This window comes from Enterococcus sp. DIV1411a (assembly GCF_050531945.1).
Taxonomy (GTDB): domain Bacteria; phylum Bacillota; class Bacilli; order Lactobacillales; family Enterococcaceae; genus Enterococcus_B; species Enterococcus_B faecium.
The window spans coordinates 170,896-184,463 of sequence record NZ_CP172892.1 but is presented as its reverse complement, the minus strand read 5'-3'; the positions used below and the strand labels follow the sequence as shown (position 1 = coordinate 184,463).

Genomic DNA, 13,568 nt, shown 5'->3' with positions numbered 1-13,568 from the left:
CATTTTTTTATGGGCTTTTTCTTTGAATTCTATAATAAAAGGATAGAACTTGACTTAGAAAATCAAGTTCTATCCTTTTTGATATCTTAACTTTTGAAAGAGAGATGTAAGGTTGCTTTCTACCCATCATTCTTACTACTCGAAGCATAGCGCAGTTGTCACAACCTCTTGATAAACGGTGTTTAAAAGCTTGCATCTGCGGTAATAAGCCCAACCAAATTAAAAACATAAGAAGCTGTTTTTATTTGGTCGTTCTTATTACTTGATGCAGAGCAGATTTTTTACAACCTCTTGGTACACGGTGTTCAATCAGCTGACCCTCGGCATTAGCTCAAAAAACGGCAAAATATGAGGAACTATTTTTCCATTTTTTCTCTAATACTCAGGTCAAAACGCTGATTTCACAACCTCTTTTTTTAATGAAAAATATGGCTCTCATGCGCCGCTTCTTTGAATTTCGTCATTTTTTCTTCGATGAACGGATAGATTGCCGTTCCTACGATTCCAAAGACAACAAACAAACCGATCATGATCCAGATTGCTTTCGTAGCATTTGGCCAGTAAATGCCTCCTGCAGATTCCCGCAACAAGTTTACCGCATGCGTAAATGGCAAGAACGGATTGATCATTTGGAAGAATTTCCCTGAGACTTGGATCGGATAGTTCCCGCCTCCGCCAGAGATCGACAGTACTAAGATGATAATAGCGATCCCTTTACCGACATTATCGAATAATGCAGCCAAGACATAGACGATCATCATGAACGCTAAGGCGATCAAGACAGCAAATGACACGCTGTAGACCGGATTTTGGACATCTACTCCTAGTAAGAAAATATTCCCTAATGTAACGATCAAGCTTTGCGCAATCGCCATTGTCAAAAATGTCAGCATACGAGCAACGAATTGTTCTCGTTTCGTAAAATTGTTTCGGTCTTTCTTTCCTAAATAGTATTCTGTCGTAGCAACACTTGAAAGAAGAACAGCGCCGACCCACAGACATAGTGCAGTATAAAACGGGGTGCTAGCTGAACCGTTATTTGCGATTGGATAAAGCGCATTGGTTTGTAGCTCAACAGGTTGTGTAAAGAAGTCACTTTCTTTTGTTGCATCTAGTTTCAATAATTTGATGACTTCGCCTAGATCGACTTCTTGTTCGCCTTTTCGGATCGCGTCTGCTGCTTTTTGGATGCCAGCTTTGATATTTGGCCAGTCATTGTTGATCAAGTCCGCAGCAGCGTTCACAGCTGTTTCGACCTCTGGCATTTTTTCATTTACTGTTGTCAATGTACCGGTGATTTCATTTTTTAGTGTTGGCCAATCATTTTGGATAAAATCAGCGGCCAATCCTAATTTTTGCTGAAGGATCGGTAATTCATTGTTGTATAGGTCTGCCCCTTCATTGATGCCATTGACGATGGTATCCATATTTCCATTCAGCATTGTATTGGCATCATGGATTTCTTGTCCAATTGCAGGCATTTCTTTTTGATATTTTTCTAAAATTGCCACTGCATTCGTTACAGTTGCTTTCGTTGAGCTTAGCAGAGATTCAAAATCGATCTGGTCCGCTTTGCTTAGCACCCCTTGTGCAGTCCCAATCGTATCGATGACTTGGTCTAGTAGAGAAGTGACAGTGGAACTGATTTGACCTGTATTGATACCAGCAATGATGCCATTGATATTATTAACAACGGCCTCAATTTGATCTAGCAATTCATCAATAGCCTTCGTGTCTTCATTTTGAACAGCTGTGTTCAAAGCAGATAGGCGGTTTTGCAGATTGCTTAGCAAGGGTTTTAATTGATTTAGCTGATCAATAATTGGCTGCAATTTCGTATTTCCAGCACTTGTTTGCAATTTAGTCAGGAACTCGACCAGTTTATCGATTGCATTTTGTTGTTGAGATATTCCGTCAATAAAGCCGTTCAATACATTGCTGATGTTTTTCTTTTCATCATCAGTCAGCTTACCATCTTCAATAGCTGTTCTTACAGTATCTATTAACGAACCTGTCGTTGTTGCCACTTGTCCAATTGACTTCAATGTAACATCTACACTGTTTGTGATGCTTGGTATCGCATCTTTCAGCTGAGAGGCACCTGATTTTGTTTGGTTTGCTAGATCACTTGCCTGATTTTCTAAATTTTTCACATCTGGCAAGATATCTTGTACTTGTTGGATGATCGTCAAGCCTTGTTTTGCTTCATCGATTCCTTGGTTCATTGTCTCTTGGATCGAAGCAAAATCGCCGTCGATCTCTGCTAGTTGCTTACCGGCATTTTGGATCTCTGGGATTTTTTCTTGCAAATCAAGGATGATTTTTGCTTGATCTTTCAACTCAGGCATTTTGTCATTCAATGCAACGACTTTTTCACCCATCTCATCTACTTTAGGGATGTAATCCACGAATTCATTTGCTTTATTCAGTTTTTCCTTGATTTCAGGTAGTTGACTTTGTAATTCGAGGACTTGTTTTGTGTAGCCGTCGATCGTGTCCAAATTTTCATCTGTTGATAAAATCATATCTTTAACTTTATTGATACTTACTAGGTTCGTATCGATGTCGTAACCTATCTCATTGAATACTTTCAATAAAGTCGAACTGGCTGTTTTGATAAATTCATTTGTGATTTGCGATTGGATCGAACTTGCTCCTTTATCGGTGATTTTCGGTGCAATCGCATTGATTTTTTCATTTACCGTATATTCGATTTTTGGTTTCTTGATATCACCACTAGTAAAACTCAGCAGATTTTCTGAGAAATCCTTTGGCAAGTAAATACCTGCGTAATACTTTCCGGAACGGACTCCGTCTTCTAATTGTTCTTTTGAATCAACGAATTGCCATCCTAATTGTTTATTTTTATGAAGCGATTCGATGACTTGCTCCCCAATGGCCACTTCTTTACCTTGAAACTCTGCTGGCTTGTCTGCACTGTAAACAGCAATTGGCAGCTCTCCAGTATTTCCATATGGATCCCATAATGCTTTGATGTTAAACCACGCATATAGCGAAGGGATGATCATGATCGCGATGATCAGAAGTGTTGCAATCGGGTTTTTGAAAATCCGTTTCCAGTCAAGCAAATATAATCGAAGCGTATTTTTGATTGACTGCATAGTTCTCCCCCTTCTTCTTTTTTCAGCTGAATTACTTTACCATGTATTTCATACTTTTTTCAATCGGCTTTTTTCAAAAAAGTCGAATTTTTGGACATATCACGGCAATTGTCTCATTGTAATCTCTTACATATTGAGAAATAATTAAGGATTACAGCCTTTACTTTATCATGAAATAAAAGGGAAAGATAATTTTATGCCAAAGTTTTTATCTATTATACGTATACGCAAAAAAGCTAAAGCATTTTTTGTCTTTGCCCCTACAAAAATGTTTCAGCTTTTTTCGTTTTTTATTCCTGTATTTCTTATTTTTCGAATGACAGGATGATTTTCCCAGCAGGAGGATGTCCTTCAACTAGCTGATGTGCTTGGATGACATGCTTAAGTGAAGCAGACAGATTCATTGAAATAAAAACATGAAAGGCTCCTTTTTGGTAGGCTTTGATTATGCCAGCAAAGGCTTCTGCATCTAGATATTCCTTTCTTGGAACAAACGATTCATAAAAGCCTTCCTTTTTTTGCCGCAAATCTAGATCTGGGAGGTCATTTAATGCAACATACCTGCCGCCTGGTTTCATGATCTGGATGCCGGTTTCTCCTTTGATACTTCCTTTCGTCGCATCGATTACAAGGTCTGCCTGATCAGCAAATTGCAGACCTGGATTTGTTTTATCATAAGCAGCAAATGCTGAAGCTCCTAATTTTTTTACCTTTTCCTCATTTTTACTGGATGCACTGGTTAAGATTCGGATTCCCTTTTCATGGAGAAGCTGGATCAGACTTGACCCGACCGCACCTGATGCTCCTAGTATCATTACAGTATCTGTCGGCTGGATTTCCGTCAAATGGTTGATTAGATTATAAGCCGTAATTCCTGGCGTGACCATTCCGGCTGCTTCTTCCCAACTCATTTTATCTGGAATTTTTGCTACTTTTGCTGATGGCAACACGACTTCTTCTCCGTAAGTCCCGCCGACTGCATGGACAGCTACTCGATCACCTACATGAACAGTTGTGACATCTGAACCAATCTCTGTCACAATACCAGCGCCATCATTACCTGGTACATAAGGGAATTTCAATGTTCGTATCTCTTTCATTTCTCCTAAACGCAAGGCAACATCATAAGGATTCACACTGAATGCTTTTATTTCTACACGAACATGTCCAGAACCGACTTCTCTGGGATGAGCATCGATTTCTTCAAAAACATCTTGTGCTTCTCCGTAACCTTTAATTGCAAATCTTCGCATGGTCACCATCTCCCTTTTTCTTTAAGTTTACGTTTATGCCTTTATTTTGACAAAAAAAATGTCTTTTCGTTTTGGCGCATGATTCAAAACAAAATAATTGTCTTTTTTCGCGAAACGTGTTAAATTATTTATCTAAAAGCGTAAAGATTACGATTTACGCTAATAAAAAATAATTGGAGGAATTTGTTGATGGCTAAAAAATCAAAGATTGCCAAAGCAAAAAAACAGCAAGAAACGATTGAACGCTATGCTGCTTTACGCCAGGAATTAAAAGCGCAAAAAGATTACGAAGGCTTGCGCAAACTTCCTTTAGATGCTCGTCCAGAACGATTGAAAAATCGTGATTTAATCGATGGACGCCCTCGCGGATACATGCGTAAATTCGGGATGTCCCGTATAAAATTCCGTGAATTAGCACATAAAGGTTTGATTCCAGGAGTAAAAAAAGCCAGCTGGTAATCCAAGTCTGGCTGTAATGTAAAGGAGGAGGGCGCATGGACCACTCCTTGGATCATCAAAAAAGATACGTTCGCTTCTTCTAGCAGAAATGCTGGTACTAGAAGCAGACGTATCTTTTTTTACGCACAGCTGGTCCTTTTTTATATGTAAAGGCTGCATGGTTACTTCGCTATATTTATTTAGTAACAGGAGTCAGTGCTTCGATACCCACACTAATTTTCAATGCTCGGTCAACTTCTGCCATAATGGGTCGATCCAAATGGCAGACCTTTTCTTTCAATCTTGATTTATCGATCGTTCTGATCTGCTCCAACAGGATAACGGAGTCTCTTTCTATTCCTGTTCCAGTAGCTTTGATCCCAATGTGAGTCGGAAGCTTAGGTTTAGCCATTTTTGCCGTTATGGCCGCAACAATGATCGTCGGGCTAAAATGGTTACCTAGATTATTTTGAATAACCAAAACTGGGCGTGTTCCGCCTTGCTCCGATCCCACGACTGGAGAAAGATCAGCAAAATAAATATCTCCTCTTTTTACCATAGGATCCTCCTTATTCTTGATATTCTCTTGGTATCCGCTGTCCTAATCCGCAAGCCACTTCATAGTGGATCGTACCTAATTGATCTGCTATATCCTGCATAGTGATTTCTTTGTCTGCATTTTTGCCGATAAGCGTCACTTTTGTTCCGACAGGAAATTCTTGAGGCAATCGGATCATCAGTTGATCCATACATACACGCCCAATCGTTTCACAGTAGTTCCCTTCTACCAATAGAGAAAAACCCTGCATCTTTCGTGGCCAGCCATCTGCATAACCGATCGGTATCGTTCCGATCCACTCTGCTTCAGAAGTGATATATGTTTCTCCATAGCCGATTCCTTCACCTGCTGGGAGTTTTTTGATTTGAATCAATTCAGAAACCAGCTCAAGTGCTGGCTGCAATGGATAAACTTCCGGTAGTGCGTGCCCAGAGGGATTCAGTCCGTACATTGCTACTCCATAACGAATCATATTGCCGATTGTTTCATCATGCCATAAAGCCGTTGCACTATTGCTGACATGTACATATCGAGGAAGTTCGGGAAGTTTTTTTAGCACTTCTATAAAGCGTTCTTTTTGCAGATTCCAATATGTATCATCTGCCTGATCTGCTGTAGAAAAATGGGTAAATAAACCTTCCCATTCTAATACACGACTTTCTTTGATGAATGCAGCTGCCTCTTTTACTTCTTCAGGTGTACAAAATCCGATACGACCCATCCCAGTGTCTGCTTTTAGATGAATCGAAAGAGGCGTCTCTAGCTTACTTTTCTCTAAAACAGCAGCTGCTGCCTGCAACCATTCCCGTGTACCTGCAGTTACTGATAAATCATGAGCAACAGCTACAGTCAGTGCGTCGTAAGGAACCATATTCAAGATAAGGATGGGCTGAGTAAATCCAGCTTCTCTCAACTCGACTCCTTCATCTAAATTTGAAACACAAAAGCCCGAAGCTCCACCTGCAACTGCTGCCTCAGCTGTTTCAATAGCTCCATGACCGTATCCGTTTGCTTTTACTACTGCAAACAATTCTTTTCCTTGCGGAAGTCTTGCAACTTCATTTGCTACATTTTCAGTTATAGCTTTTTTATGTATCACTGCTTTCGTTGGGCGGTGCCAAGCGACAACCATCGTTTTTCCTTCTTTCTAGTCTTCCAAAATAATTTGTGCAAAAGCTGTTTCATTTGTATGAGTAATACTGACCCATACATTGCCTTCATGAGGTGAACGCGTCACAACAGGCTGACCGTTTTCATTTTTTAAAATCTCGACATCTTGAAAGGTAACTTTTCCGATCCCAGTTCCCCAAGCTTTAGAGAAAGCCTCTTTGCAAGCGTAACGCCCGCCTAAAAATTCTACTTGGCGATGAAAAGGCAAGGACTGGAATAGTTTCATTTCATCAGAGGTCAAGATTCGTGCAATGAATTTTGGTTTTTCTTCGATCAGCCGAGTGATCCTAGGAAGTTCGACTGCATCGATCCCAATTCCTTTTATCATATGCTTTTCTCTTTTCAATAAATTTAGAACACTCTCATTCTACCAAATTATAACCATTTTGCCACAAATAAGTCCACAAATAACAAAAATGAAAGTTTCTCTTAAAAAAGAGAAACTTTCATTTTATGTTTAATCGTTATTTGAACGGATTACAAATCCGCGTTTTTTATCATTGTGACGTTTACCGCCATCTTTTTGGCTGTTATTATTTTTGCTATAACCGCCTTTTGATTTGTTTCCACGATAATTACCGCCGTCACGACGATTACGGTTGTTTCCGCCACCACGTTTGCCATTTTTATTGTATCCTTTTTTCTGCATTGGCAATGGGCGTTCTGGTGTGATCTTCACTGGCACTGCATCAGCTGGATCTTTTGCTGTCGTTTTTAGCAAAAGTGCAACTAAATCTTGTGCAGAATATTCTTCTAATAATTTATCTGCTGTTTGCAGGTATTTATCTAGACCATTTTCTGCAAGTTTTGTTTCGATTTGTTCAACTGCAGCACCTAATTGACCTTTGAATGCTTCTTTTTCGGTTGGTGGACGTAAAGTCGTCATCCGTTTTTTCGTCAAGTTTTCAATCACATGCAAGTAGTCCATTTCATTTGGTGTAACGAAAGTCACAGACATACCGCCTTTTCCGGCACGGCCTGTACGTCCGATACGGTGAACGTAGCTTTCTGGATCTTGAGGGATATCATAGTTGTACACATGAGTGACACCTGAAATATCTAATCCACGTGCAGCAACGTCTGTCGCTACAAGGATATCTAAATGACCGCTCTTAAATGAACGCAATACGCTCATTCGTTTTTGTTGAGACAAATCGCCATGGATTCCTTCTGCACGGTAACCGCGTGCTTCTAATCCGCGTGCCAATTCGTCTACACGGCGTTTTGTACGTCCGAAGACGATTGTTAGTTCAGGTGTTTGAACATCAAACAAGCGAGTCATGATATCGAATTTTTCGTATTCTTTTGCGCGGACATAGTATTGATCGATCAAGTCAGCTGTCATTTCTTTCGCTTTGATCTTCACATGATGTGGATTTTTCATGAATTTAACGCCAATATTCTTGATAGCTGGCGGCATCGTTGCTGAGAAAAGTAATGTTTGTCTTTGATCAGGAACTTGTGAAATGATTTTTTCGATATCTTCCAAGAAGCCCATATTCAACATTTCATCTGCTTCATCCAAAACTAATGTTTGAACGGTTCCAAGTTTCAATGTGTGGCGGTTGATGTGGTCAAGCATACGTCCTGGTGTACCCACAACGATATGTGGACGATCTTTCAAGCCACGGATCTGACGGCCAATATCTGCTCCGCCGTAAACGGCTTGTACACGTACTTTTTTGTCGCGCCCTAAACGATATAATTCTTCTTGTGTTTGGATAGCTAACTCACGTGTTGGTGCGATAACTAAACCTTGTAATTCGTGACGATCTGGATCGATTTTTTCTAACATCGGTAATCCAAATGCAGCTGTTTTCCCTGTACCTGTCTGTGCTTGTCCAATAACGTCTTTTCCAGCTAATGCTAGTGGAATCGTTTCTGATTGGATAGGTGTTGCTTCTTCAAAACCAGCGCGTTCGACTGATTTCAACAATTCTGGTGATAATTCTAGTTCTTTAAATTTCAAATGAATCCTCCTATATGGTTGTTAACTGAGGATGTAGCTTTTTTGCTACCCCGTCGATTTGTTCGGTCAAAGTGTATTGTTTCTTTTTGACAGTGGCCACGCACGTTTTTATCCATTCTTAGCCCCTGTGGCACCACCGAAAAATCACTTTGCGAAGTTTAGGCATTAGAAAAGCCAAACGGGTCGCGTTCAGCTTTATCATTATTATGACATCTGGCTTCAACAAGTTGTTTCTATGGCAAAACCAGTCCAATTTCTCTTCATCTTTCGGCAATAGGTTATTCTAACATAGTTTTTCGTTTTCTGCAAGTTTACAGATTTTTATTTCATTTGCTGAAGCTGTTCTACCACTTCAAATAAGCCCATGCTGTTGCTGCCTTTTAGCATAATACTATCTGTTGCTTCAAGATTTTGTTTTACAGCATCAATCAATTTATTCTTTTCTTTTTCAAAATAGAACACAGGTAGTTGGGGGTATTTTTGGTTCAATTCTTCTTTTAGTGCATGCATTTGTTCCCCATAAAGGAAAATCATGGCGAATTTCTCAGGATCGATATGTTCACTCATTTGCGCATGCATATTTAAAGACTCTTTCCCTAATTCCAGCATATCTGCTAACACAGCGATTCTGCGTCCTTTTGTTGGTAGATTTTTAAAAGTATCTAATACCAGTCCCATGGCTGTTGGATTTGCATTATAGACATCGCTCAAAATAGCTGCACCATTTCCTGCCGTTAGCCATTCGGTTCTGTTTTGAGTGATAGAAACATGGGCGAGCCCTTGGCGTATCTCAGGTATGGACAGTCCAAAGAAGCGCCCGATCGTATACGCAATCAAAGCATTCGTTACATTATAACTTCCAGGCAGCGGGATCGTAAATGTTTCTCCTTCTACTACAAAATCGGTTTGTGCTTTTCCTTTTGCTGTCACTTCCGCATGAACATCGCCATTTCCAATACCGAATGTTGTGACTGTTTGTACTAATGTTGCCGTTAAAGGTGTCAGCAACGGTTCATCTGCGGGCACAACGAGTAATCCGTCTGGTACAAGTCCGTCAGTGATTTCCATTTTGGCTTTAGCGATTCCTTCTCGCGACCCAAGATTTTCTATGTGTGCTTCACCGATCATTGTGATTGCTGCAGCTTTTGGTTGAGCCATAAGTGAAAGTTCCGTGATTTCATTGGCGTGATCCATGCCCATTTCCAAGACGATCTTTTCTGTATCTTGGGGCATGTGCAAAATCGTGTAAGGAAGACCAATATTATTGTTGTAATTTCCTTGCGTCTTATATGTTTTGTATTTTTCAGACAAGACAGACGCGGTTAGATCTTTCGTGGTGGTTTTACCATTGCTTCCTGTAATTGCAACGACTTCTGCGCCTACTTTTTCCAAGTAATAGGTTGCCAATTGCTGCATGGCTTTCAAAGGATCTGCTACAGGAATAACTGGAAAATCTTTTGGAGCTTGTTCAACAGGCAAGCTCCAAAATGAAGCAGATGCTCCGTTTGTGATCGCTTGCTGGATAAATTCATGTCCATCTCGCGTACCAGCAAGAGGAACGAATAAACTTCCTTCGGTTATCTTCCGGCTGTCAAATTCGACATTGGTAATCTTTGTCAGTGCAGAGCATTCGCTGCCCACGGCTTGTGCAATTTCTTGTATTGTTAGATTCATTGAGATCTCTCCTAAAAAAGGTTGTGAAAAAAGCGTTTGGCCTAAACGGCGGGTTCGCATGACTCTCACTTCCAAGTAAATTTCTCTATTCGTATTTAGAAGCTAGAATGAACGCGGTTACGCAATCACTCCAGCTTCTTCTTTATTTCTCTTTATTCATTTTTTTCAAAAAAAGATTGACGCTGATGGTATCGATTCATTCCTAATTGAATCAGTTCTTCAATCAAATCACCGTATTTCAAGCCCATATTTTCCCATAAGAGTGGGTACATACTGAACTCCGTAAATCCTGGCATAGAATTTAATTCATTCAGGAATAATTCATTTTTATTTGTCAAAAAGAAATCACACCGGCTCAATCCGCTTCCGCCTAACATCGTGTAAGCTAACTTCGCGTACTCTTGTGCTTTTTGATAAACTTCTTCTGGCACTTCGGCTGGAATCTGCATTTCGATTTTATTATTGATATATTTTGCTTCATAATCATAGAATGCTACGTCTTTTACGACTTCACCAGGCAAAGTCGTCCGAACGTCTTCATTTCCTAATACAGCAACTTCGATTTCGCGCGCTTCAATTCCTTGTTCAACGATTGCTCGAGAATCATACTGATAGGCTGTTGCTAAAGCATTTTGCAGCTCTTCTCGGTTTTCTGCTTTTGTAATGCCGACACTAGAACCCATATTCGCCGGTTTGACAAACATCGGATAAAGCAAAGAACCTTCACATTGATCAAATACTTTTTTAGGATTTTCTTTCCATTGATTCTTAAGTACTGGTACATAAGGAACTTGCGGCACACCAGCAGCTTGTAAAATATACTTGGTCATGATTTTATCCATGGCACATGCACTGGTCAATACGCCTGCGCCGACATAAGGCATATTCAATGTCTCTAAGAAGCCTTGGATCGTTCCATCTTCCCCGTTTGGCCCATGTAAAACTGGAAAAACGATGGCTCCTTCTTCTTTGATTTCGCCCGGATTGATCACTTTTCCTGTAAAGCCTTCCTCCGTCTGTCCACTTGGGTCCCATGAAAGATGCAAGACATCTTTGCTTGCAGGTTTTTCTGTTAGTAATGGACCTTTGACCCATTGTCCTTCTTTTGTAATAAATATGAGTTGAACTTGGTAATAATTATAATAAATGGCATTTAAAACTGAAAATGCGGAAAGAATGGACACTTCATGCTCTGCGCTGCGTCCGCCATATAGTAAAGTAATCTTCAAAAGATTGTCCTCCTGTATTCTAAATCGTTCAGTGATTTACTCTCATATTTTAGCACAAAACAAAAATAAACGAATAACTTATTTATAAAAAAACGAGTTGGTTTCTAAAAGAACAAACGTCATTTATTTTTTATCAGCTAGATTATTTGTCCCGTTTTTTATAAAAAGTTATGATAAAGAAAAGGAGGGATGATGATGGCGCAAACAAATCCACGCAGCCGCTTGGCAGAAATCATTCGAGTGTTCATCAATTACAATGTAGTACCAAACTTTGTACAGCAAAAAAATCCCGAACAGGTAAAAAAAGCCTTTGAAGAACTAGGCCCCACCTTCATCAAGATAGGACAGATGCTTTCTGTTCGAGAAGATTTGCTTTCTTCTGCCTTCACTCAAACATTCAAAACATTACAAGATAGTGTACCTAGCGACACATTTTCAACGGTCAAAAAGACGATCGAAACAGAACTTTCTCTTTCATTATCAGATATATTCGATGATTTTTCCAAATCGCCTTTTGCCTCTGCTTCTATGGGGCAGGCTCATCGTGCCAAGCTGAAGAACGGTGACTCGGTCGTCGTTAAGATCCAACACCCTAACATCGCCGAAGAGATTCGACTTGATCTTCAACTATTTGAACGAGCGATCCCTTTGATCAAATACATTCCTGAAACTAGCGTAGTTGATCTAAAAGGGGTACTCCAAGAAGTGAAACGTTCCTTGATCAATGAAATGGACTTCTTAAAAGAAAGTCAAAATGGCGAACAATTCTATCAAAAGAACAATGGCTGGAAAGAGATCCGCATCCCCAAAATTTATGACGCTTTTTGTTCGAAAAAAGTGATCGTGATGGAAGAAATGTCTGGTAAAAACTTGAATCATTTGATGAATGCCAAAAACGGAACAGAAACTTTTATCACCGGTATTCAAAACAAGCAGCTGAAACAAGAAGTTGCAAAGCTTTTAGTTGAGAACTTTATGAAACAGGTATTTGATGATGGTTTTTTCCATGCTGATCCTCATCCAGGGAATCTGCTATTCCATGTACTAACAAAAGAAGAACAGACACGAGCTAGCCAAAAAACTGAAACAGTCCATGAAAAAGAGTTCGGTTCCTTTACTTTTCGAGCCTCTACTTCTACAGAAGACCCTGTTGCGCCATATACCGTCAACTACATCGATTTTGGTATGATGGGGCATCTTTCTGCAGGGCTTAGGCAAAAACTCACACAAGCCGTTTTAGCGCTGTATACGAAAGATGCTTATCGAATCGAAAAAGCGGTCTTGCGACTTTGTCAGCAAGAAGGCGTGTTTGATGAAAGTCGGTTCCACCAAGAACTGACAAGTTTTCTTGAACAGTATTATGATTCTCCTATTGATGAAATCAACTTGCAAGAAGTATTCACACACGTCGTGACGATTTGTCATCAAAATAATCTGCAGTTCGATCGTGATATCACGCTTTTGCTGAAAGCATTCGGGACATTAGAAGGGGTGATCCGTGTCCTTGACCCTGAAGTTTCCCTCATGGAAGTCGCTTCGCCTTTTGCCCAACATTATTTTCTCACTCATCTGGATGTAGAAGATACATTGAAACAAAGCGGATTAGACTTATTGGAAGGGATGAAGGCTGCGCCTAAGATCCCTCAACAGCTCCACCATCTATTAGAAATGTGGTCTTCGGGACAAGGAAAAGTCAATTTGGAATTGAAAAAGCAAGACAAATTATTGAGCAGGATCGAAAGTATGATCAATCGGCTTGTTTTCGGTATGATTTTAGCTGCATTGATCGTAGGGTCCTCCCTGCTTGTCCAAGCAGCACCTGTAGAAAACGCAGAGGTCGTTTCCTTATTAGGGATATTTACGTATGCTATTGCCGCATTCGTCATTATTTTTTTGGCAATCGATGCATTGATCCAAATGTATAAGAAGAGGAAAAAGTAGAAAAAGGTTGTGACAGAAAGAATCAGCTTCAAGAAATAAGAAGGGGTTTTACATAAATTATTTCTCAAATTTTTGTGAAAATTCGGCTTATTTTTCGAAGAGGCTACTTCTGAAACACCGAGAATAAAAAATGTGAAAAAGCTGTTCTGCACCCAGTAATAAGAACAATCAAAAAGGAACAAGGAATCCATTTATCCTGTTTCCCTGTTCCTT

The 13,568-nt window shown here is 39.9% G+C and carries 10 protein-coding genes; 2 read left to right on the top strand and 8 right to left on the bottom strand.

The genetic code is table 11. From position 1 onward, the window contains the following. Positions 1–416: 416 nt before the first annotated feature. Together IGJ87_RS00915 and IGJ87_RS00910 are read right to left on the bottom strand one after the other, a co-directional pair. Complete coding sequence (locus IGJ87_RS00915; RefSeq protein WP_002317077.1) at positions 417–3,122, bottom strand: YhgE/Pip domain-containing protein; 2,706 nt, start codon at positions 3,120–3,122, stop codon at positions 417–419. Positions 3,123–3,427: 305 nt separating this feature from the next. Further along, complete coding sequence (locus IGJ87_RS00910; protein WP_002317076.1) at positions 3,428–4,375, bottom strand: NADP-dependent oxidoreductase; 948 nt, start codon at positions 4,373–4,375, stop codon at positions 3,428–3,430. A 189-nt stretch (positions 4,376–4,564) separates the two neighbouring features. On the opposite strand from IGJ87_RS00910, the gene rpsN reads away from it, so the two are divergent. Then, positions 4,565–4,834 (top strand): 30S ribosomal protein S14, encoded by a 270-nt coding sequence (gene rpsN / locus IGJ87_RS00905; RefSeq protein ID WP_002293413.1) that lies wholly within the window; start codon positions 4,565–4,567, stop codon positions 4,832–4,834. A gap of 175 nt (positions 4,835–5,009) precedes the next feature. Here the strand turns inward: rpsN and IGJ87_RS00900 are convergent, their stop codons facing one another. The 6 genes from IGJ87_RS00900 to IGJ87_RS00875 all read right to left on the bottom strand — a co-directional run bounded on the left by IGJ87_RS00900 (position 5,010) and on the right by IGJ87_RS00875 (position 11,414). Then, complete coding sequence (locus IGJ87_RS00900; protein WP_002289874.1) at positions 5,010–5,372, bottom strand: type II toxin-antitoxin system PemK/MazF family toxin; 363 nt, start codon at positions 5,370–5,372, stop codon at positions 5,010–5,012. Between the two features lie 10 nt (positions 5,373–5,382). Beyond that, positions 5,383–6,504 carry an alanine racemase gene (alr, locus tag IGJ87_RS00895; RefSeq protein ID WP_002317075.1) on the bottom strand — a complete coding sequence of 374 codons (1,122 nt, stop codon included), beginning with the start codon at positions 6,502–6,504 and terminating at the stop codon, positions 5,383–5,385. Positions 6,505–6,519: 15 nt separating this feature from the next. Further along, positions 6,520–6,870 (bottom strand): holo-ACP synthase, encoded by a 351-nt coding sequence (acpS, locus tag IGJ87_RS00890; RefSeq protein ID WP_002296554.1) that lies wholly within the window; start codon positions 6,868–6,870, stop codon positions 6,520–6,522. 129 nt (positions 6,871–6,999) lie between these two features. After that, positions 7,000–8,511 (bottom strand): degradosome RNA helicase CshA, encoded by a 1,512-nt coding sequence (gene cshA, locus IGJ87_RS00885; protein ID WP_002294211.1) that lies wholly within the window; start codon positions 8,509–8,511, stop codon positions 7,000–7,002. Between the two features lie 321 nt (positions 8,512–8,832). Then, positions 8,833–10,185 (bottom strand): UDP-N-acetylmuramoyl-tripeptide--D-alanyl-D-alanine ligase, encoded by a 1,353-nt coding sequence (locus tag IGJ87_RS00880; protein ID WP_002317074.1) that lies wholly within the window; start codon positions 10,183–10,185, stop codon positions 8,833–8,835. 152 nt (positions 10,186–10,337) lie between these two features. Then, entirely contained in the window at positions 10,338–11,414 is a 1,077-nt protein-coding gene (locus IGJ87_RS00875; protein ID WP_002307390.1) for a D-alanine--D-alanine ligase, read from the bottom strand. A gap of 195 nt (positions 11,415–11,609) precedes the next feature. Here IGJ87_RS00875 and IGJ87_RS00870 point away from each other — a divergent pair, with 195 nt between their 5' ends. Beyond that, a complete protein-coding gene (locus IGJ87_RS00870) occupies positions 11,610–13,355 on the top strand; it encodes an ABC1 kinase family protein (RefSeq protein ID WP_002317073.1) in 1,746 nt (581 codons plus the stop codon). The last annotated feature ends 213 nt before the right edge of the window (positions 13,356–13,568 follow it).

What these genes read in the sequence shown, in the direction of transcription:
- IGJ87_RS00915 (WP_002317077.1), bottom strand. Translation starts at nt 3,122, where the DNA reads ATGCAGTCAATCAAAAATACGCTTCGATTATATTTGCTTGACTGGAAA.
- IGJ87_RS00910 (WP_002317076.1), bottom strand. Translation starts at nt 4,375, where the DNA reads ATGCGAAGATTTGCAATTAAAGGTTACGGAGAAGCACAAGATGTTTTT.
- rpsN (WP_002293413.1), top strand. Translation starts at nt 4,565, where the DNA reads ATGGCTAAAAAATCAAAGATTGCCAAAGCAAAAAAACAGCAAGAAACG.
- IGJ87_RS00900 (WP_002289874.1), bottom strand. Translation starts at nt 5,372, where the DNA reads ATGGTAAAAAGAGGAGATATTTATTTTGCTGATCTTTCTCCAGTCGTG.
- alr (WP_002317075.1), bottom strand. Translation starts at nt 6,504, where the DNA reads ATGGTTGTCGCTTGGCACCGCCCAACGAAAGCAGTGATACATAAAAAA.
- acpS (WP_002296554.1), bottom strand. Translation starts at nt 6,870, where the DNA reads ATGATAAAAGGAATTGGGATCGATGCAGTCGAACTTCCTAGGATCACT.
- IGJ87_RS00880 (WP_002317074.1), bottom strand. Translation starts at nt 10,185, where the DNA reads ATGAATCTAACAATACAAGAAATTGCACAAGCCGTGGGCAGCGAATGC.
- IGJ87_RS00870 (WP_002317073.1), top strand. Translation starts at nt 11,610, where the DNA reads ATGGCGCAAACAAATCCACGCAGCCGCTTGGCAGAAATCATTCGAGTG.